Here is a 20,927-nt window from a genome sequence, read left to right on the forward strand (position 1 = left end):
ACCCCGAGGAATGAATGGGAACCTTTGGGTTCCTATCGTTGCCCTATGGACTTCAAGCCTGATGAGCTCCGCTGGCAGGCCGTGGCGGACGAGATCCGGCGCAGGATCGCAGCAGGCGTATACCAACCGGGCATGCCCGTCCCCGGCGAGCCGCGACTGGCCGTCGAACTGGGTGTCTCCAAAGGGACAGCCCGTCGGGCGCTCAATGCCCTGCTTGCCGACGGCACGCTCTACTCGGTTCTGGGCAAGGGAACCTTCGTGGGCGTGCCCACCGACACCGAGCGCGCCGAGAGCCAAGCGCCCACAGACTGAGCACCAAGCCGGTCAGGGGGTGTCTTCGGATTTCTTCCCCCGAGCTCTGCCGGCGGTGGCCAGGAGGTAGGTCAAGGCGAGGATGGCCAGAGCGGTGGCAGCGGCGTACATGCTGGTGGGGCCCAAGGAGACAGTCAGTCCGCCGAGAAGGGTTCCGGCGCCGATGCCCACGTAGATGGCGGAGGAGTTCAGAGCCACGACCAGCGGAGCCTCGTGGGGGGCGACGGCGATCAGCCGGTGCTGCTGCGGCGGCGTCTGGCACCAGCTACCAGCGCCCCAGGCCATGGCGAGCAGGCCGACCATGACCGGGGAGGTGGTGTGGGCGGCGGCCAACGCGCCGAGAAGGCCCAGACCCGTGGCCATCGTCAGGTAGCCGGTGGTCAAGACGCGGACGCTGCCCCAGCGGTCGGTCGCGTATCCGGCGGCGAGGTTGCCCGCGACGGCGCCCACCCCGTAAAGGGCCAGGACCCAGACGGTGGCCGAGGGGGTGATCCCGACGGCCGACAGGGCGGGGACGCTGTAGGCGTACACCGTGTAGGCGGCTGCCATGCCGAGCACGGTCAGCGGGAGAATGGCGCGGACTGCGGGGTTGCCCAGGACGGACAGCCGGGTGCGTAGCGGGACCGGCGGGTTGGCGGGCAGGGCGGGTAGCAGGAGGGCCACGCCGATCGCGGTGATCAGGCAGAGGCCGGCGACCAGCGCGAGGGCGGGGCGCCAGCCCAGCCAGTGGCCCGCCAGGTCGCCGAGTGGCACGCCGAGTGCGGTGGCGATGGTCAGCCCGCCGATGACCACGGCCAGTGCTCGGGCTCGTCGTTCCGGACGTACGAGGGTGGCGGCTACGGCGCCCGCGTTCGGGGTGAACGCGGCGGCTCCTGCGGCGGCGGCGATCCTGGAGGCCATCAGCAGGGCGAAGTTAGGAGCCAGGGCGGAGCCTAGGTTCGCCAAGCCCAGGACGAGTAGGGCGGTGACCAGGAGCGCGCGGCGTGGGGCGCGGGCGGTCGCGGTGGCCAGGAGCGGAGACAGTAAGGCGTAGGCCGCGGCGAAGACCGTGACGGCCTGCCCGGCCGTGGCGGTGGATATGTCGAGGTCCGCGGCGGTGCTGGGCAGGAAACCTGCCATGACGAAGGCGTCGGTCCCCACGGAGAAGGTGCCCATGGCCAGGACCAGGACCAGGACCGGGCCCAGTCCGCCCTGCCGGGACGGGTGATGGTGAGCGGCCCTGGCCCGGCCGGCCCGGCCGGTAGGTGCGGTGGCTCGACCGCCCATTATCGAGACATTTGGCATCCCGATTCTCCTTCGTAAGAGAGCCCGACCGATTGGCCGGGCCGTGTCGTCAGTCGCAAGAGAGCCCGGCCGATCGGCCGGGTTGTGCCGTCAGGTGCCGAGCCGCTGGTGGAAGCGTTGTACTCGGCGAGGGGCGCCGGCAGGGCTGGCGGCGATGAGGTCCGCGAGCGTCTGGGCGGCCAGCTCACGCCGCCAGGCCAGCTCGGCGCGGCGCATCGCGGTGGCGATGCCGCATGGACGTTCGAACTCCCGGGCGGGGGTCTCCGCGCCGGCTCCGCGCTGCCGGATATCGGTGCAGCGGAACGCCTCGGCCGAGCCTTCGATCGCGCTCACGACGTCCATGAGCGTGATGCGCTCGGGCGTACGGGCCAGGCGGTAGCCGCCGCGCGCGCCCGGGGTGGAAGCCAGGATGCCCGCCCGGACCAGCGGCTGTAGCCGCTTCTTGAGGTAGGCGGGCGGGAGTTCGAAGATCTCCGCCAGCTGGGCCGTGGCCACGGGAGCCTGTTCTTCCAGCCATGCCAGTGCCAGACAGCAGTGCAGGCCCCACTCGACGCCCTCGCCCATGAACATATCAGGGATATTACATGTCCCGATTCGCCGGCCTCGTCGCGGATGCGGGCGCATATCCCGGAACGGGTCCGGAACGCGATCAAGTATCCGGTGAAGGGTGATAGGGGGACGGTCGGTTTCACGACGCCGGCGACGATCGGTCAGCTGATCCACCGCGCCGGCTGTCCGGTCAGGCGGGAGATGGTGTCGAAGTCGGCGTCCGCGTGCAGCACGGTGAGCTTGTGGTGCCGGGCCGTTACCGCCATGAGCAGATCGACCGGCGAGGCGCATTGGTGCCACCCCTTGTCGGCGAGCTCGCGCTGCAACTCGCCGGTCTCGGTCCAGGCGGAGTCGGGGATGGCGTAGTACGGGAAGGTTTCCCGGAGGAGGTCGCCGGCCTCGTAGAAGGCGGGTCGGCCGCCGACGGCGCGAAGATACTCCTGTCTGACCGGCTCGCAGATGCCGACGAGCCCGGCGCAGACGGTCTGGTCCCATTCCGTCCCAGCCTGGCCTCGGTAGAAGCGGACCAAGGCGCTGGTGTCGATGAGATAGAGCTCCGTCACGCCACGTCCGGTTGTGCGCTGTCGCTCTTGTCGATGGCGGAGAAGTCGATCTCTCCCTGGGCCACCATCTCACGCATGCGCGCCACAGCCGCCGCCCGTCTGCGTCTATCGACGATCTCTCGCAGGGCGGCGTTGACCGTGTCTTTCTTGGAGGAGGTGCCGAGCAGCTTTGCGGCCTCGGCCAAGGCTTCGTCGTCGAGGTCGATCAAGGTCTTGGTCATGACGTCACCTCGCTGTATATACGAATCAGAATTAGTATATCAGCAGCAGGTCGACAGAATCGGGTACTGGACGTGCTGGGCTACCGATACCTGTTGACGGACGCCGCGACGAGCTTGGCCGCCCGATCCGCAGTGGCGTGACCAGGTTGCCGGGCAGAGACGTCGATGACCACCGAGACGTTCAACAGGCGGAAGGTGGTGTGGGTTTGGTAGGGCGCGAACCCCCAGGTGCGCTTTTGGGTATAGCTGTACGCCTCGTCGCCGACCTTCGGCCCTTTGCGGAGCTTGGTCCCCGGGTTGCGCTTCGGCTCGTCCTTCATGTACTTGACCAGGCTCTGGTGGTAGAGACCGGCTGCCGAGGCATTGGGCAGACGGAACGCCATGACGCGCAGGCCGGTGCCGTCCGTCGCGGACCAGCCGCAGGAGGTGTCGAGCACGTACTGGCGCTTCATCGGAGTGCCGAACAGCGAGCGCGTCTGGGCGTTGGTCAGCAGGTCGCAGGCCTCGAAGTCGCGAGTGATCAGCGGTGTGGCCGTCGCCGACGGCGACGGGCTGAACCTCGGTGCCGCGGAGTAGGTGGTCCGGGGTGTGAGCGCGTAGCCGAGTAGGCGGACGATGTTCGGAAACAGGATCGGCACGACCACGACCCCCGCTGCCACGGTCAGCACCACCGCCAGCGCGGCTCCCACCAGGACCTGGGGCCGGACGCGTCGAGGCGGACGCTGGGGCGAGCGGCCCGGCATGGTCCGTTCTTGTTTCGGAGCCGGGCCCGTCGCGGAATCTCCGCGTGAGATGGCCTCCAGCCACCCGGCCACCTCGTCCGGGGGACAGCGGCGTTCCGGGTCCTTGTCCAAGATCGCGGCCAGCACGGGGGCGAGCGGGCCGGCCAGGCGGAAGGGGGCAGGCTCCTGCATCAGCACCGCGGCCAGCACCGCGGCCTCGTTCGGGCGGGCGAACGGCGGGCCGCCCTCCACCGCCGTGAACAGGGTGGCGCCGAGCGACCACAGGTCGGCGAGCGGGCCGTCGGCCTCACCCCGCAGACGCTCCGGGGCGATGTAGCCCGGCGAGCCGCTCAGCATCCCCGTCTGCGTGAGCCCGGTGTCTCCGGCGACGGTCGCGATGCCGAAGTCGGTCAGCAGCACCCGTCCGTCGTCGGTGAGCATGACGTTGGCGGGTTTGACGTCTCGGTGCAGGATGCCCGACGCGTGCGCCGCCGCGAGCGCGTCGAGCATCCGCAGGCCGATTTCGGCGACCCGGTGCGGCGGCAGGGGGCCGTCGTCGCGTACCGCCCGGTCGAGGGAGCGGCCGCGGACCAGCTCCATGACGATCCACGGCCGGTCGTCGTCGAGGACCACATCGTGCACGGTGACGATGGACGGGTGGGAACGCAGCGTCGCCGCGGCGCGCGCCTCACGGAGTGTGCGTTCGGTCAGCTCGGCCCGCGATGCCTCGTCGAGGTCCGACGGGAGCCGCACCTCCTTGACGGCCACTTCCTGCCGGAGGAGCTCGTCCGTCGCCCGCCAGACCGTGCCCATGCCGCCCTGGCCGAGCTGCGAGAGCAGCCGATAGCGACCCGTGAGCAGCCTCACAGCGCTATTGCTGACGTTCCGGACTTTCCGACCATTTGTCGTCTCCTGTCGATATACGGCTCAGCGCAGGCACATTAGATAGTAAAGGGATCGGGTCGCGAGCGTCAGCGAATGGTGATCAGAGCCGGACTGGACGTAATCACGGCCACCAATCGAGCCATCAACCGAGCCGGCAAGCGGCTACCGGGTCACGACGGCCGGATCCGAGGGCCGGGACACGGCGGTGTCCCGCACGTTCTGAGATCACCGCGAGTGATGTCACAGCCCCCGGCCGGACCTGGTGCGTGAGGCAGGACAAAGTCCGCCAAATGTCCGGTGTATGCCCTGGCTCAAGGATCTTCGGCGGCTGACACTGAGCCTGGCCGAAATGTGCGGCCTCTTCTATCGAACCGGCAGCTCAACAGGGCCGTTGCAGGCTGCCCCCGATTATCTTTTGGAGACACCGTGTGGCGATGTTCGCGTGCTCCGCTCGTGGGATTGACGGCCGTATGCGCCGGCTTATTACCCGTGGCGGTACCGGCTGACGCGAGTGCGGCGGCGGTTACCGCGAGTTCAACAAATTTCACCGTCAACGATCCGGTGGGCTCCGCGTCCTGGGCGGTCGGTGAGGCGAAGCGGTCCGGCAAGCGGGTCGCGGTGACCGCGGAGCAGGCCGAGAGCCGGGACGTCTACGCCAACCCGAACGGATCGTTCACGGCCGAGCTGCGGACCATCCCGGTCCGGGCCAAGCGTGACTCCGGCTGGGTGCCGGTCGACACCGCGCTGCGGCAGCGGGCCGACGGCGGGGTGGAGCCGGGCGCGACCACGGTTCCCGTGGTCTTCTCCGGCGGCGGCGACCAGCCTCTCGTACGGCTCGGGCAGGGCGAGGCGCAGGTCGAGCTGCGCTGGCCGACACCGTTGCCGAAGCCGGTGCTGAGCCGGGACTCCGCGACCTACCCCGACGTCATCGCGGGGGTGGATCTGCGTATGACCGCCACCGCACAGGGCTTCACCGAGGTGCTGGTGGTGAAGGACAAGGCCGCGGCGGCGAATCCGAAGCTGGCCGAGTTGTCGTTCGGCCTGGCGGCGAAGGGCGTGTCGGTACGCGGCGACGGGCACGGGAACATCGGCGCCTACGACGACAAGGGCAAGCAGGTCTTCGGGTCCGGCGCGCCGATGGCGTGGGACTCGACGCCGTCGGCCACCAAGCGGGCCGTGGGCGAGCTTGAGCTGGGCAAGGACACGCTGGTCCTGCGGCCGGACAAGAAGCTGCTGAGCGATCCGGCGGCGACGTTCCCGCTGTACATCGATCCGGACTTCGCCGCGGGCCAGACGGGGTTCGCCATGGTGCTGTCCGGCCATCCGTCGCAGGCCTATTGGGGCGGTGACGGGGAGAACCTGGCCAAGGTCGGTTACTGCAACTGGGCGGGCTGCAACGGCATCGGGGTGGCCCGTTCGTACTTCCAGTACGACGCGTCGTTCATGGTCGGCAAGCACGTACAGGTGGCGGAGTTCAACGCCTTCGAGAACTACGCCCCCTCATGCTCGGCCCGGCCGGTCGAGGCGTGGGGGACGAACCCCGTCAGCGCGGGGACGACCTGGAACAACCAGCCCTTCCCCGGCGGCGGCCCGGTCGGCCTGGGGACGGTCAACGTCGCCTATGGCTACAGCGGTGCCTGCCCCGGCAACTGGGTCGGGTTCGACGCGACCGCCGCGGTCAACACGGCGGTGGCGAACAGCAACGGCCTCACGGCGATCATGCTGAAGGCGGCGAACGAGGGCGACGCGTACGGCTGGAAGAAGTTCAACACCAACCCCAGCCTGGTCATCACGTACAACAGCTACCCCAACACGCCGACTGGCCAGACGGTGGAGAACACCGCGTGCGCCGTGCAGCCGAACGAGCCGTACATCAATCCCTACATCGACAACGACCCCAACAAGGGACCGCGCGGGCCGCAGATGTCGGCGGTCGTCTCCGACCCCGACGGCGGCCCGGTGCAGGCCCAGTTCGAGTGGTACACGAGGTTCGGCGCGCGGCTCGGGGTGGCCGCGACGGAGTACAAGGCGTCCGGCTCCACCTTCACCATGGACGTGCCGGCGGCGAACGCCGGAGACGGCGCCAATCTGGCCTATCGCGTACGGGGCGCCGACGGCGTCGACTTCGGGCCGTGGGGGCAGTGGTGTGACGTCACCATCGACAGAAAGGGCCCGGACAAGGCGCCGAAGGTCACTTCGGCGACCTACCCCGAATGCCCGCCACCGGACTACGACCCCTGCCCCAGAGGCGGCGGCATCGGACGCACCGGCGGATTCACCCTGAGCGCCGACGGCGTCAGTGACGTGCAGGGGTTCGAGTACTTCCTGTACGGCCAGGAGAACACCTTCTCCTCCGTCACCGCCAGTTCGGGCAGCGCGAACATACTGGTCACACCGCCGGAGGACGGCTCATTGGACCTGTACGCCCGCAGCGTCGACCGCGCGGACAACCTGGGGCCGCTGTACCGCTACCACTTCATCGTCGGGCCGGGCACGCCCCCGAGGGGCCACTGGAAGCTCGACGGGTACGTCGAGACCAAGGCCGTCGACGAGTCGCCCGCCCAGCACGACGCGACCCTCTCAGCCGCGGCGCGCTGGCGGGCCGGCCGCCATGGTGACGCGCTCTGGCTGGACGGCGGCACCGCGTATGGGGAGACCACGGGCGGCGCCACCGTGGATACGACGAAGACGTTCAGCGTCTCGGCCTGGGTGAAGCTGGACCGGCTCGACACCGTCTACCGGACGGCGGTCAGCCAGGACGGCAGCCGGATCAGCGGGTTCTTCCTGCAGTACAACCCGAACACCAAGAAGTGGAACTTCATGATGCCGGCCTCCGACGCCGACGCCGCCGCGCGTCACGTCGCCGAATCGGCGGGCCCGGCGGTCGCCGGCCGGTGGACCCATCTGGTCGGCGAGTACGACGCCGCCGCCAAGGAGATCAAGCTCTATGTGGACGGCGTCGCCGGCGCGCCCGCCGCTCACACCACGCCATGGAGCGCGAGCGGGACGGTGCAGCTGGGCCGGGCCCGATACGCCGCCGGGCCGGTCGACTACTGGCCGGGCTCGCTGGACGAGGTGCGCGTCTACGACCGGACCCTGGCCACCGAGGAGATCCACGATCTGGCCGGCAGCCCGGCGGCCGAGGAGCTGTTCCTGCCGCTCGACGACGGGACCGGCACGACGGCGCAGGAGGTGTCCGGTAGCTACCGGGTCGGCGCCCTGGGCAGCGCCGCCTCCTGGAGCACCGGCAAGGTCGGGAGCGGGGCGGTGCGGTTCGGCGGCGGTAGCGAGACACTGGCGACCGGCGTGCCGGTGCTCCGTACCGATGCCGGTTTCACCGTCACCGCGTGGGCCAGGCTGGACGCGGCCGACGATCAGTGGCGGACGGTCCTCAGCCAGGACGCCGTCCAGGGGAGCGGCTTCCAGCTGCGCTATCGCGGTGACACGCACAAGTGGTCGTTCGCGCTGCCGCAGTCGGCGACCGACACCCAGCTGACCGCCCTCAGCGCCGATTCGGGAGAGAGCGCGCAGGCCGGGGCGTGGACGCATCTGGCCGGGGTCTACGACCCGGCGGCTCAGGAGATCCGGCTCTATGTCGACGGCGCGAAGGTGGCCTGGAAGAAGGCCACGGCGACGGTGAACGCCACAGGCGCGTTCCAGATCGGCCGGGGCCGGCAGAACAGCGCGGCGGCGACACCGTTCGCCGGAGACGTCGACGACGTGCACGCGTGGACCGGCGTCCGTACCGCCGACCAGATCAAGGCGGACAAGGCGCAGCCCGTCACCAAGCGACGCAGCCTCTACGGGAGCCAGATCGCCCGATACGTCAACCTCGCCGGGCCGCACATCGTGACGGACGGGCCGGTGCCTGCGGGTTCGCACTTCGAGTTCTCCCTCGGCCAGCCGGCCGGGGCGGACGAGCCCAACACCCGCGTGGTCTATTCGTGCCGTAGCGGGACGGCGGACTACTTCCTCAACCCTGACAACTGCGGTACCTACACCAACCTCGGCAGCGTCGGCCGCTTCTACATCACGCCGCCCGCCGGTGTGCCCACGCGCCTGGTCTACCGGTGCCAGGTTCCCGGCGTGGGACATTTCGCCTCCACGGATCCGGGGTGTGAGGGCCAGACGACGGAGCTGCCGGCGCTCGGCTACACGCGCGCCTACACCCACCTGATCAGGCACAACACGACGGGCTACCCGTACGACCACGCCAGCGACACCGCCCGGCTCCCGGCGAACTACCGTCCGGAGGGCAACATGGGGACCCTGTCGATGACCCAGCTGCCCGGAACCACGGCGTTGATGAGCTGTCAGGACGGCACCGACACCTTCACCTCCGCCGACGCCGCCTGTGAGGGCAAGACGGTCGTGCGCAGGCTCGGCTTCATCTGGACCAGCGCGCCGCAGTCCGTGCCCGGGGCGCCGAACGCCGTCGGCGTCGAGCTGTTCCGCTGCCGGGCGAGCTGGGGCGATCTGTTCGACTCGCGTGATCCCAAGTGTGAGGGACAGACGCAGGACCGCTCCCTCGGTTTCGCCGTCACCGGCCTCTGACCCGGAAAGGGATCTCGACCCGCCGGCCGGCCGCCAAGGCGGACTGGCCGGAGACGGTGCCGGCCGATGGGATGAGACACGAGTGATTAATCCACGGAAGGGACTGATTGCCCAAGGGAGGGAAGGGACGGAGTAGGAGCAGGTCACATGCTCTGTCACGAGATGGGATGGGGCGGTTATGGCAGATCACACCTTTCGTGATCGCCGGGACGCCGGACGGGCACTGAGCGGTCTACTGACTCAATACCGCGATCGTGACGACGTGATCGTGCTCGGGCTGCCGCGCGGCGGCGTACCTGTGGCCTACGAGGTGGCCGCCGCGCTGGAGGCCCCGCTGGATGTGTTCCTCGTGCGCAAGCTCGGCGTGCCGGGGCACGAGGAGCTCGCGATGGGGGCGATCTCCAGCGGCGGGGTGATCGTGCTCAATGAGGAGGTCGTCCGCGGGTTCGGCATCGAACCGTCGGTCGTGCGCAGGGCGGCCGAGCGGGAGGGCCGCGAGCTGGTACGGCGGGAGCTGGCCTATCGCGAGGGGCGGCCGATGCCGGAGCTGGGCGGCCGTACCGTCATGCTGGTCGACGACGGCCTGGCCACTGGGTCGAGCATGCGGGCGGCCCTGCTCGCGGTGCGGCGGCTGCGGCCGGAGCGCATCGTGGTGGCGGTGCCGGCCGCGCCCAGCTCGACCTGCGAGGAGCTGCGGCTGGAGGCGGACGAGGTCGTGTGCGCCACGACGCCGTCCCCGTTCTTCGCCGTCGGGCAGGCGTACTGGGACTTCGACCAGGTCACCGACGAAGAGGTGCGGGAGCTGCTGCGGGCGGCGGCACGGCCCGGGAACGCGAACAGTACGCGCTCGGGCGGCGGGCGGTCCGAGGCGGCGATCATCCGCATGGCCGCCGCGGTCGTCGAGAACGGCGTGCCCCCGGACGAGACCCTGTTCGGGCTGGTCGGGGATGCCCGGCTGGTGCTGATCGGGGAGGCTACGCACGGCACCGCCGAGTTCTACGCGGCGCGGGCGGAGATGACCAGGAAGCTCATCGAACAACGCGGCTTCCACGGCGTGGCGGTCGAGGCCGACTGGCCGGACGCCTACCGGGTCAACCGCTACGTACGCGATCGCGGCGAGGACGAGACGGTGGAGGAGGCGCTGCGCGGTTTCGAGCGGTTCCCGACGTGGATGTGGCGGAACACGGCCGTTGTGGACTTCGTCGGCTGGCTGCGCGATCACAACGACCAGGTCGGCGACGAGGTGCGCAAGGCCGGTTTCTACGGGCTGGACCTGTACAGCCTGTACCGGTCCATGCAGGACGTCATCGACTACCTCGATCGGGTGTCCCCTGAGGCCGCGGCGCGGGCTCGCGAGCGGTACGCCTGCTTCGACCACGCCGACGGCGACGCCCAGTCGTACGGGCTGGCGGCGGCCTTCGGCGCGGGGGAGTCGTGCGAGGAAGAGGTGGTCGCCCAGCTGGCCGACCTGCAGCGGCACGCGTACGAGTACACCATGAGAGACGGCCTGCTGGCCGAGGACGAGCTGTTTCACGCCCAGCGCAACGCCGTGAGCGTGCGCTCGGCCGAGCGCTACTACCGCTCGATGGTCACCGGCCGCATCTCCTCCTGGAATCTGCGCGACGAGCACATGGCCGACGCCCTGGACGCCCTGGCCGACCATCTCGGCCGCGTCCGTGGTGAGCCCGCCAAGCTGGTGGTGTGGGCGCACAACTCCCACCTCGGCGACGCGCGGGCGACCGAGATGGGCGCCCGGGGCGAGCTCAACGTCGGCCGGCTGGTCCGCGAGCGCCATCCCGGCGAGTGCCGCCTGATCGGCTTCACCACCTATTCGGGTACGGTCACCGCCGCCGACGACTGGGGCGGCCCGGCCGAGCGCAAGACGGTCCGGCCGGCGCTGCCCGGCAGCGTGGAGGAACTGCTGCACCAGGCGAGCAGCGGGGAGTTCCTGCTCTGGTTCGACGTGGCCAAGCCCGCCGCCGACGTGCTGCGGACGGCGCGGCTGCAACGGGCCATCGGGGTGATCTACCGGCCGCAGACCGAGCGGCAGAGCCACTACTTCCAGGCCCGGGTGGCCGACGAGTTCGACGCGTTGATCCATATCGACGACACCCGCGCGCTGGAACCGCTCGAGCGGACCGCCGTCTGGGAGCGGGGCGAGGCGCCCGAGACGTACCCGTTCGCGGTCTAGCTTCGGGGAGGAGACCTTGTCGGGGGACAGGACCTTTCTGGGGACAGGACCTTTCTGGGGACAGGACCTTTCTGGGGAGAAGACCTTCGGGGGAGAGGATCTTTCGGGGAGGGGACATGAACATCGCGGAAGCCGGCGTGCGGATCCCGATCGGTGACGTGGCCCTGGACGCCGACGTCGCCGTGCCCGCCGAGCCGCGCGGAGCGGTGCTGTTCGCGCACGGCAGCGGCAGCGGGCGCCACAGCCCGCGCAACCGGTACGTCGCGGGGCAGCTCCAGGCCGCTCGCCTGGTCACCGTACTGGCGGATCTGCTGACCACGGCGGAGGAACGGCGTGACGCCGTGACCGGCGAGCTCAGGTTCGACATCGGCCTGCTCGCCGACCGCGTGGCCGCGCTGACCGACTGGGCCAGGGCCGACGCCAGGACCGCGGACCTCGGCATCGGCCTGTTCGGCGCCAGCACCGGCGCCGCGGCGGCCCTGGTCGCCGCGGCGGAGCGGCCCGACGCGGTGCGGACCGTCGTCTCCCGAGGCGGGCGGCCCGATCTGGCGGACGACGTCCTCACCCGGGTACGCCAATCCACCCTGCTCATCGTCGGCGGCGAGGATCCGGCGGTCATCGACCTCAACCTCCGGGCGATGCGGCGGATGCCCGGCGAGGTCCGCCTGGAGATCGTGCCGGGCGCGTCCCACCTGTTCGCCGAGCCCGGCACGCTTGAGCAGGTGGCCCGCCTGGCCACGGACTGGTTCGTCACCCGCCTCTGAAGTGTCAGCGGATCGTTTCGACGATCGGTGAAGCGTGGTTCCGGCGGGTCCGCCGCGCACTAGCGTCTATTCGCGGTACAGGCGTACGCGCGTAAAGGACAGGCCATGGGGGAGCGGCTGGAAATCCATCGGCACGTGGTCGATGGCGGGGTGGCGCGCTGGACGGACGCGGCCGTCCAGCTGCGGGACAAGCTGGCCGAGGCCAGAGGCAGGATCGAGAGCCTGCACGCGGCCGCGCCGTGGGGGCACGACTCGGCCGGCCGGGAGTTCGAGCAGGCGTACTTGGCCGACGACGGCCCCAACGCCATGCTCCGGGCGGGCGCCGAGTCGGCGGACTTCGCGGTGGCGGCCGGGCCTGCGGTGACGGAGAACGTGACCAACTCGGCGGGGGCCGACGCCGACCTGGTGGCGCCCAGACGCGTGATGCCGTCCTGATCATGTTTGGGGCCTGATCATGCGTGGGGAAGGGAAGGCGTGACCCGAAACGTCAGCACCCCGGTCACCAGCCCCCTGGCCGGGCAGGATGACACGATCGGCAGCGGCGGCTATGCCACGGACATCACGCCCGCGTGGGGGACGAGCCTGCCCGCGTGGTGCGACGCGCTGATCGCGCTGCTGTCCTCGGGACAGATGTGGCCGGAGGCCAGCGAATCCGGCGAGGCGGCGCTGGCGGTCGCCTTCGAGGACTGGAGCCAGGCGGCGCTGGAGTTCGCGGTGGCCGGGGGCACGGCGCGTGACCTGATCATGCAGGGTTACTTCGGCTCGGCGGCCGAGGAGTTCAAGAGGCAGGCCGACCAGCTGCTCGCGGAGGGGAAGGGCATCCCTGCCCTCGCCGCGCTGGCGCACGCGTACGCCCTTCAGCACGACAGTTACGCGCGTGAGACGCAGTACGCCAAGTTACTGATCAACGCCGGATTCTGGATCACCGTCTCGTCCATCGCCATCTCCGCGTTCGCGACGGCGGCCAGCGCGGGCGTGTTGACGCCGCTGATCGGCAAGTTCGCCGGCCGGCTGCGGACGTTCATGGACAAGGTGTTCACCTGGCTGGAACGGGTGGCGAAGGGCAGGTACGCCGGGTCGGCCGCCATCAAGCAGGCGCCGAAGCTCGCCGCGCTGGGCGGACGGCAGGCCGGCAAGGGGCTGCTGGCCAGGGCGGCGGCCAGCCACATGCTCAGGGAGATTCCCGAGGAGATCGGTGAAGGCTTCCTGATGGACTACGTCGCCCAGAAGGAACAGATGGATCGGGGCACCCGCACCCAGTGGGACGGGCAGAAGACCGCCTCCACGATCCTGGGCGACGCCTCGGGCGCGGTGCTCGCGTCGAAGGTGGCCGGGCCGGTGGCCGGGTTCGTCGGGCGGATGCCCGGAATCAGGTCGCTCAACGCCGCCGCCGGCGACGCTCCAGGAGCGCTCAACGCCGTCATGCGCTTTCCCGGCAGGGCGCTGCAGACCGGCCTCACGAACGCGGTGATCTCGACGCCGGCCAGCCTGGTCTCCAACGGCATCGTGTACGGCAAGTGGGACATGCCGACCGCGGAATCGCTGCTCGGCGGCGTCGTGGCGGGCGTGGGGCGGACGAACACGATCAGCCCGTTCAGCGTCGACGTCATGAGCGCGATCAGCCATCCGCGCCAGGCCCTCGACACGGCCTCCACCGCCGCACTGGCCGCCGACACGGCCCGCGCCGCCGCGACCGTCGCGCCGCCCGCTTCGGCGTCGCCCGTCTCGGCGCCGCCGGACACACCTGCTGGTCCTGGTGGGCCGGTCGAGGCCAGGGGCTTCCCGGCGCAGGACGTGGCCGCTCCCCGGGAACGTGCGGAGGTCCCCCGGGGCGTATCGGACACCAAGGTGCCGACGTCCAGGCCGGAACAGGCCGGTAGCACGAGGACGCCACACCGCCCGGAACCGGCACAACAGGAACCAGAGCACCAGGAACCAGAGCACCAGGAACCAGAGCACCAGGAACCGGGACAGCAGCCCCGACAGGAGCCACGACAGCAGGCGGACCCGACGGACTCGACGGACCCGACCGAGCATGCGGACACGCGCGAGCGCGCTGAGCCGCCAGCTCCCGCCGACCCGCCAGCTCCCGCCGACCGCGCCGAGGTAGCGGATCCTGCGGACAGCCCGCAGGCCAGGGAGGCCGTGGCGCCCTCTGTCCTGCCGGACCATACCCCCGCCCACGACGACCCTTCGTTCGACCACGTCCGGGACAACCTCAGCTCCACCCAGACCGACGCCGTTCATCGGGCCGAGCCGACAGCCACGGCGCAGGCGGACATCCCGGGCGGCACCCCGAGTGACGGCCCGCGCACCGCCGAGGACGCCCCCACCCGGCGCCCGCAGGCGAGCGCCGCCGATCCGGTGCCCGGTGGCCGGAGCTTCTTCGACCTCCTGAGCGGCAAGGACGCCGCCCCACCGCAGATGTACGGCCCGGCCGAGGACCGGAGCCAAGGGCGGCCGTACCAGTACGAGACCAGCGGCCCCGATCAGTGGAAGCTGACCGAGGAGGACAACGACCTCATCTTCCGGCGGGACATCGTCCCCGACCTGATGGCGGGCGTGAGACGGCCGGAGCACCCGCGCATCGTGTTCATCGGCGGCCAGGCCGCGTCGGGCAAGACCACCGCGCAGCAGTCGGCCATGGACGGCATGGGTCCCGACCGCGCCCTCATCGCCGACTTCGACGGCCTGCTGAAGTACCACCCGAGGTACGCCCAGCTGATGGCCGAGAACGACCGCATCGCCGCCAAACAGGCCGGCGGGGACGCGTACTTCTGGATGAAGAAGGTCATCGCCCTGGCCGCCGAGCTGCGGGTCAACCTCATCCGCGAAGGCGCGATGAACAGCAGCGAGGCCGTCGAGACCGAGGCCGCCCAGTTCCACGCCCTCGGCTACCGCGCCGAGGCCCACGTCATGGCCGTCCCGGCGCCGATCAGCCGCCTGTCCGTGCTCAACCGCTACCTGCGGATGCGCGACCGGGACGGGGTCGGACGCCTGGTCGCCCAGGACATCCACGACCAGGGGTACGGCGGCATCCCCGACACCATGCGGGCCATCGACCGAGCCAGGTACCTGGAGGCGATCACCCTCCACCAATGGGGCGGCGAAGTCGTCTACCGCAACTCCCTCGACGACACGGGGCACTGGCGTGGCCCGGCCAGGGCCGAGGAGATCCTGCGGGAGGCGCGCGAGCGCCCGTTCACCCAGGAGGAGGCCGACTGGTTCCGCAGGACGTACGCGGACCTCGACGCCAGGCTGCCGGAAGAGCTGCGGGCCCAGCTGCCCGGCATCGCCGACATGGCCGCCGCGCACGGCGTGGACCTCGACCCGGAGGGCAGGACGGAGCGGCTCCGGGAGCGCTACACGGCCCAGGCGGACGGCGTACTGCGCGACGAGCAGGCCGAGCAGCGCGAGCGGCTCTGGCAGCAGCACCAGCGCCGGCTGGCCGAGGCGGCGCCCGCCGAGCGGGAACGGCTGAGCCGGGAGCTCGCCGAGGAGTGGAACCGCCTGGCCGAGCAGCACGAGCTCGACCGGGCCGGGCTGCGCGTGCTCGCGTACTGCACCGAATGGGACCCCCACAAAGGCGGCATCATCGCCGTCAACCGCAAGCTGGTCGAGGGGCTCGCGGAGGCGGGGCACGAGGTGTACGTCCGGGTCGGGCACGAGGTGCCGAGCGGCACGGGCGGCGAGCGGCTGCACGTGATCGGCCCCCGGCGGTACGACCCGAGCCGCAGCGAGATGGACCAGCTGGAGTTCGACGGCGAAGAGCTGCCGCCGGACGTGGACGTCGTCATCGGGCACAGCCGCTACTCCGGCCCGGCGGCCCTGCGGGCGCGTGATCAGCTTTATCCGGACGCGCCGCTCGTGCACGTCCTGCACATGGTGACCGGCGCGCTCGGCCGGATCGCGGACATGGAGGCGCTGGGCCGCGACTTCGAGGGCATCGAGCGGGCGCTCGTCGCCGAGGCCGACATGCTGGCCGGCGTCGGCCCGGTGCTCGCCACGGAGGCGCAGCGGCTCGCGGACTCCAACCCCGGCGATCGTGTGCCTCCCGTCCACGAGCTCCTGCCCGGCGTGCCGTTCGAGCTGTCCCGGCAGCGCCCCTTCTTCGGGGAGCGGACCCGTACCGTCCTGCTCATCGGCCGCGCCGACGCCGCCCAGAAGGGCGGGCACGAGGCGGCGCTGATGATCCGGGAGCTGCAGAAGGACCTCGACGTCCGGCTGGTCATCCGGGGCGCGGCCCCGGAGACCGTGCCGGAGGTGAAGGAACGGCTGTCGAACGTGGCCGGCCGGGAGGTCGAGATCAAGCCCTTCACGCTGGACCGCGAGGAGATCCTGGCGGACATGCGGAACGCCGACGTGGTGATCATGCCGTCGCGGGGCGAGGGGTTCGGGCTGGTCGGGCTGGAGGCGGCGGGCGCGGCGGTGCCCATCCTGGTGCCCCGGTCGAGCGGCGTCGGCGCCCTGCTCGGCGACCCCGGCCGCTTCCCGCCGGAGCTCACCCGCGCCAGCCTGGTCGAGCAGGGGTTCGAGGACAGGGTGCCGGTCGAGCGCTGGGCCACGCACCTGAAGGAGATCCTGGGGGACCTGCCCAGGGCGCAGGAGAAGGCCCGCCAGCTGCAGCAACTCCTGCGCGAGGCGAACGCCACGTGGAAGGGCGCCGGAGAGTCCCTGGTCGCCGCGGTGCAGGACCTGGCGACCCGGCAGGGGCTCGCGGCGGCACCGGTGCCGGGGCACGCGGCGGCGCCCGATCTGCCGCCGATGCCGGGCGAGGGCTGGGTGAACTGCGCGCAGGGCCACGCCCACCGGGGACTCTTCGGCAGGTCCGGGCTGCTGGTCCACCACAGCGCCCCCGGCGGCGAGACGCACGTACTCATGCGGCAGCGGGATCCGTCCGACGACCTAGGGGGGACCTGGTCCCTGCCCGGCGGCGCGCGGGACAGCCACGAGTCGGCACCCGAGGCGGCCCTGCGGAAGACCGCAGAGGAGAGCGACCTGCCGCCCGGTGAGATCCACGTCGAGGAGGTCGTCAGGGACGACCACGGTGGCTGGTCGCACGACACCGTGATCGCCTCCGTCGCCGAGCGGGTGCCCGTCGCCGTGAAGGGGGACGAGTCCGGGGCGATGGCCTGGATCCCGATCTCCAGGGTCACGGAGCTCGACCTGCACCCCGGCTTCGCCGCCACCTGGCCCCGCCTCCGAGCGGTCCTGGAGGGTGAGTCTCCCTCCCCGGCACAGACCGAGCCGCCCTATCCGGCGGCGGCCAGGTACGGGTTCGCCGACGCCCCGGCACTGACCCTGCCCGCCCATCCCGTCACCGGTGCCCGCGTGACCAGGAGAGAGCCGCTCACCCATGGCGACGGCCTGCTGAACCGGGAGCTCGTCACGTTCGACGACGGCACCCAGGTGACCTACGAGCGGTACGCACGCATGGGCGACGCCACGGTCAAGGTGCTCGACTCGCATGTCGGCCGCGCGGTCGGCGCACGGGTCCCGCTGTCGTACGCGCTCGGCAGCCGGGACGTCTACAGCGACCACATGCCCGGCGAGCAGGCGACCGACCAGTCCTGGCAGCGGGCGGCCACCCGTGACGGGGTGTTCCTCGGCCTGTATCACGCGGTGACCGCCAAGCACGGCGTCACCCTCCAGGATCTCGCCCTCGGCCGGGGCGGCGCCCTCCTCGGGGTCGGCGACGGGGCCGCGTCCCATCTGCTGCTTCCCGACGCGGCGAACCCGTTCGTCCGCACGTTCTTCCGCGAGACCGAGCCGCGCGTGTTCAGATGGGTCGACAACCCGATCCCGCCGAACGACATCGCGATCATCAGGCGGCAGCTGGACGGTCTGCGCCCGCTCTTCGAGCGCATGAACCGGCTCCCCCTGCACGAGGCGGTACTCCAGCGTCTCTGGCACGTCGCCGAGCACGCGCGGGGCACCGGGCGGCTGCTGCCCAGAGCGGCGGACCACGCGGTCATGCTGCCGGTGACGGAGCCGGTCGGGCACTACGCGCCGCCTCCGCCGCCCGACTCCCCGGAACGCGCGCACCACCGCCAGGTCGCGGAGGCGCTCCTGACCGGGGACGGCGCCTTCACCAGCACCAGCGTCGCCAAGACGCACACCATCGACGCCCTCGCGGGCAGCATGCGCTCCTCGACGCCGGAGCTGGTCCTGGCCGCCGTCGGCCTGCACGTCGGCTCCGACATGGTCAACCGCCTGGGCGACGGCGACTACGTCCTCGCGCCGTTCAACGAGCGCTTCCCCTCCATGGGCGCGCGGGTCCTGCGCGTCGACGTGCTCGACCCCGCCGACCCGGCCCACGCGCCGGACAAGGTGGTACGGATGGACGATCCGTCCGCCGAGACCCTGGTGCGGCGGATCGCGGTGAGCGAACTGCTCGGGGCCTGGGCGCATCGCAACGCCAACAGCAACGTACGGGTGCTGGCGATGCAGGAGGTCGTCCAGGAGGAGTTCGGTCTCACGGAGGCGATGTCCTGGCCGATGGACGGCAAGACGCGCAGCGCGGTCGACATGGAGCTCCTGTACAACCGCGAGACGCTGCGCGAGTTCATCCGCCGCCAGTACGAGCTCACCCAGGCCGAGCTGGCCCGGCGCGGCATCGAGGAGGTGATCGCCTACCGGGGGATGGCGTGGCCGGAGGGCGAGCACTCGGCGTGGGCCGGGCTGCGCCCCGGGGACATGTTCGAGATGCGGCACCGGCCGCTGGCGAGTTGGTCCGCCGACCGCCAGGTGGTCATGGACTGGCTGGACACCCTCCCCGGCCGCGGCGTGCTCCTGATCGACAGGAAGCCCGCGCGGGACATCATCTCCGTGCCGCTCACGGGGATGGGCTTCTTCCGGCAGCGCGAGTACGTCTCGCTGCCGGGCGATCGGCTGGCGACCCTGGACCACGTCTCCGCGGGGATCGGCGGGTCCTCCCGGGAGGCCGAACCGCCGGTGGCCACCGGCGACCACGGCGGCTGGACCCTGCGGCCGACCCCCGTGACCACGGGCGAACTCGACCTCACCGACCCGCTGAGCCACCGGATCGACCGGGTACTCAAGGGGCAGGAGCCCTACCCGTCGTGGTGGCCGCACGACGACTCCGGTTACCACGTCACCAAGCGCGATCTCGACTTCCTCGGCATGTCCCCCATGCAGCTCAAGTGGCTCCTCACCCGGCAGGCCCCCATGGGCATGACACCGGAGCGGTATCACCGCTACGCCGGTGAACTGCTCGACGCGATCGGGCGCGACGGCATCGGACCGGCCGAGGTGGACATCCGGCTCAAGGGGACCGGCGCCGAGTTCTTCGCCGGGCTGCACAAGACGTTCCCGGCCGGGGAGGAGCTGGCCGGCAACCCGGAGGCGCTGCGCAGGCTGCGGGAATGGTTCGGCGACGACCCGAACCGCCCGCTGCGCCGTCCCTTCGACTCGATGTACCGGCTCGGCCTCGAGGAGCAGCCCAGCGACTATGACATGGACATCTCCAGCAGCGCGATGGTGCAGGTGGCCCGCTCGCACTGGCCGCCCGGCCGCTATCCGGGCGACTTCATGGGCGGCCACGGCTACATCGACAAGGACAGCCTGATGAGAGCCTTTCCCGAGCTGGCGGCGTGGAAGAATGACTGGGAGACGGCGCTGGGGCGGCCCATATCGCTGGGCTTGTTCGAGTCCAGCGGGCCGTTCGACGGGACGAGCATGGGCTCCGAGCTATCCTCGCACTTCCGCGACACCGACTGGATCATCCACCGCCCGGCCAACCCGAGAGCCTGGCTGACCACCTGGGGGTCACCCGACACGGGCGGGCCCTCGACCGACGAGCTGTCATCCGACCGGCTGTCCACCGACGGGCCATCCAGTTACGGACCGTCCACCAACGGACCGTCCACCGACGGACCGTCCACCCGACGAGAGGGAGAGTGACGATGCTCTGGCCGGCACTCCGTGTCCTGGCCCATGGGCGCCTGGCCGCCGATCAGGTGCGGCAGCTGATCGGCGCCCTGGACCTGGACGAGGTCGCGCGCGCCGAGGGGCCGGGGGAGGCGGCGAGCCTGGCACACCGCACCTTCACCGACGGCACCGGCGTGCGTCTCGTCCTGGACCTCTCGCGGGTCGGCGAGTCGGGCTGGCTGCTGGCCCTGTTCGCCGATGGGACGCCGCCGCCGGAGACCGTCGAGAGCCACCGTCGGCTCCTCCGCGACGCCGCCGAACGCCTCGGCCTGACGATCGTCCAGGTCGACCCGCCGCAGACCGCCGACGAGGTCTTCCTGACGCCGGCCCCGCCGGAGGGCGCGATCGGCGAGTCGTGGGAGCTGCCGTACGACGAGCTGGACCAGCTGTGGCAGCACCTCGGAGTGCGCGATGACGCACCCCGTGAGGTGAAGAAGATCAAGCTGGAGGCGATGACACGGGCCCCCGTCTGGTCCACCGCCCCGGACCGGCTACGCCGTCAGGCCGCCGACTTCCTGCGCGACTGACTCACCGAGTGCCGATGAACGTCTGGCCGAGCAGTTCCTGAGACAGGTCCCTGGCCAGACCAGCGAGCGCCTCTCCGCTGTCGCCAGGCCCGAAGGCGGCGCCGGGGGACAGGCGCGCGGCGAGCTCGTCCAGCAGGTCGGCGATGATCATCGCCTGGAGCTCCGTGACGGTCACGTTGCGAACCGGCTCGCCGGGTTGCCGGTCGTCGAGCCCGCGATCACCGGCCAGCCGCTGCCGCAGGTCCGCCGCCCGCTGCTCCAGAGTGATGGGCTCGCCCGGACCGTCACCCTCGTAGCGCAGGGACGTCAGGCAGTGCCGGAACGGATCCAGCTGCGACATTCGGGGTTTCGTCCTCTCAGTGGGCGACATCGTCAGGACCGCCATGCTACTCGCGACGGACCACC

13 protein-coding genes are annotated in these 20,927 nt (G+C 71.0%); 7 read left to right on the top strand and 6 right to left on the bottom strand.

Annotated elements, in window-relative coordinates:
- Positions 1–45: 45 nt before the first annotated feature.
- Positions 46–312, top strand: coding sequence for a winged helix-turn-helix domain-containing protein (locus AB0J16_RS12645; RefSeq protein ID WP_358537876.1), 267 nt, complete (start codon positions 46–48; stop codon positions 310–312).
- 12 nt (positions 313–324) lie between these two features.
- On the opposite strand, the gene AB0J16_RS12650 is transcribed toward AB0J16_RS12645, so the two are convergent.
- The 5 genes from AB0J16_RS12650 to AB0J16_RS12670 form a co-directional block, all read right to left on the bottom strand.
- Positions 325–1,596, bottom strand: a complete 1,272-nt coding sequence (locus AB0J16_RS12650; protein ID WP_358537879.1) for an MFS transporter — start codon at positions 1,594–1,596, stop codon at positions 325–327.
- 90 nt (positions 1,597–1,686) lie between these two features.
- Positions 1,687–2,166 (bottom strand): Rrf2 family transcriptional regulator, encoded by a 480-nt coding sequence (locus AB0J16_RS12655; RefSeq protein ID WP_358537882.1) that lies wholly within the window; start codon positions 2,164–2,166, stop codon positions 1,687–1,689.
- Positions 2,167–2,306: 140 nt separating this feature from the next.
- Positions 2,307–2,708 carry a PIN domain nuclease gene (locus AB0J16_RS12660; protein WP_358537885.1) on the bottom strand — a complete coding sequence of 134 codons (402 nt, stop codon included), beginning with the start codon at positions 2,706–2,708 and terminating at the stop codon, positions 2,307–2,309.
- Positions 2,705–2,929 carry a type II toxin-antitoxin system VapB family antitoxin gene (locus tag AB0J16_RS12665; protein ID WP_358537887.1) on the bottom strand — a complete coding sequence of 75 codons (225 nt, stop codon included), beginning with the start codon at positions 2,927–2,929 and terminating at the stop codon, positions 2,705–2,707. Before AB0J16_RS12665 ends, AB0J16_RS12660 begins: the two co-directional genes overlap by 4 nt.
- A gap of 80 nt (positions 2,930–3,009) precedes the next feature.
- The gene (locus AB0J16_RS12670; RefSeq protein WP_358537889.1) at positions 3,010–4,518 is read right to left on the bottom strand and encodes a serine/threonine-protein kinase; all 1,509 of its coding nucleotides are present in this window, start codon (positions 4,516–4,518) and stop codon (positions 3,010–3,012) included.
- Between the two features lie 579 nt (positions 4,519–5,097).
- On the opposite strand from AB0J16_RS12670, the gene AB0J16_RS12675 reads away from it, so the two are divergent.
- The 6 genes from AB0J16_RS12675 (at position 5,098) to AB0J16_RS12700 (ending at position 20,522) form a co-directional block, all read left to right on the top strand.
- The gene (locus AB0J16_RS12675; protein ID WP_358537892.1) at positions 5,098–9,090 is read left to right on the top strand and encodes a LamG-like jellyroll fold domain-containing protein; all 3,993 of its coding nucleotides are present in this window, start codon (positions 5,098–5,100) and stop codon (positions 9,088–9,090) included.
- A 178-nt stretch (positions 9,091–9,268) separates the two neighbouring features.
- Positions 9,269–11,281, top strand: a complete 2,013-nt coding sequence (locus tag AB0J16_RS12680; protein ID WP_358537894.1) for an erythromycin esterase family protein — start codon at positions 9,269–9,271, stop codon at positions 11,279–11,281.
- Between the two features lie 116 nt (positions 11,282–11,397).
- Positions 11,398–12,045 (top strand): dienelactone hydrolase family protein, encoded by a 648-nt coding sequence (locus AB0J16_RS12685; protein ID WP_358537897.1) that lies wholly within the window; start codon positions 11,398–11,400, stop codon positions 12,043–12,045.
- 105 nt (positions 12,046–12,150) lie between these two features.
- Complete coding sequence (locus AB0J16_RS12690) at positions 12,151–12,480, top strand: hypothetical protein (protein WP_358537899.1); 330 nt, start codon at positions 12,151–12,153, stop codon at positions 12,478–12,480.
- A gap of 39 nt (positions 12,481–12,519) precedes the next feature.
- Positions 12,520–19,968 carry a zeta toxin family protein gene (locus tag AB0J16_RS12695; RefSeq protein WP_358537901.1) on the top strand — a complete coding sequence of 2,483 codons (7,449 nt, stop codon included), beginning with the start codon at positions 12,520–12,522 and terminating at the stop codon, positions 19,966–19,968.
- A 2-nt stretch (positions 19,969–19,970) separates the two neighbouring features.
- Positions 19,971–20,522, top strand: a complete 552-nt coding sequence (locus tag AB0J16_RS12700) for a hypothetical protein (RefSeq protein WP_358537904.1) — start codon at positions 19,971–19,973, stop codon at positions 20,520–20,522.
- A 1-nt stretch (position 20,523) separates the two neighbouring features.
- Here the strand turns inward: AB0J16_RS12700 and AB0J16_RS12705 are convergent, their stop codons facing one another.
- A complete protein-coding gene (locus AB0J16_RS12705) occupies positions 20,524–20,862 on the bottom strand; it encodes a hypothetical protein (protein WP_358537907.1) in 339 nt (112 codons plus the stop codon).
- Positions 20,863–20,927 lie beyond the last annotated feature (65 nt).

Origin of the sequence: Nonomuraea sp. NPDC049750, from assembly GCF_040659625.1 — a bacterium.
GTDB lineage: Bacteria > Actinomycetota > Actinomycetes > Streptosporangiales > Streptosporangiaceae > Nonomuraea.

Excerpts from the sequence above, each read along its gene's own strand:
- AB0J16_RS12700 (WP_358537904.1), top strand. The coding sequence starts at position 19,971 with ATGCTCTGGCCGGCACTCCGTGTCCTGGCCCATGGGCGCCTGGCCGCC.
- AB0J16_RS12680 (WP_358537894.1), top strand. The coding sequence starts at position 9,269 with ATGGCAGATCACACCTTTCGTGATCGCCGGGACGCCGGACGGGCACTG.
- AB0J16_RS12650 (WP_358537879.1), bottom strand. The coding sequence starts at position 1,596 with ATGCCAAATGTCTCGATAATGGGCGGTCGAGCCACCGCACCTACCGGC.
- AB0J16_RS12685 (WP_358537897.1), top strand. The coding sequence starts at position 11,398 with ATGAACATCGCGGAAGCCGGCGTGCGGATCCCGATCGGTGACGTGGCC.
- AB0J16_RS12665 (WP_358537887.1), bottom strand. The coding sequence starts at position 2,929 with ATGACCAAGACCTTGATCGACCTCGACGACGAAGCCTTGGCCGAGGCC.
- AB0J16_RS12645 (WP_358537876.1), top strand. The coding sequence starts at position 46 with ATGGACTTCAAGCCTGATGAGCTCCGCTGGCAGGCCGTGGCGGACGAG.
- AB0J16_RS12690 (WP_358537899.1), top strand. The coding sequence starts at position 12,151 with ATGGGGGAGCGGCTGGAAATCCATCGGCACGTGGTCGATGGCGGGGTG.
- AB0J16_RS12705 (WP_358537907.1), bottom strand. The coding sequence starts at position 20,862 with ATGTCGCAGCTGGATCCGTTCCGGCACTGCCTGACGTCCCTGCGCTAC.
- AB0J16_RS12655 (WP_358537882.1), bottom strand. The coding sequence starts at position 2,166 with ATGTTCATGGGCGAGGGCGTCGAGTGGGGCCTGCACTGCTGTCTGGCA.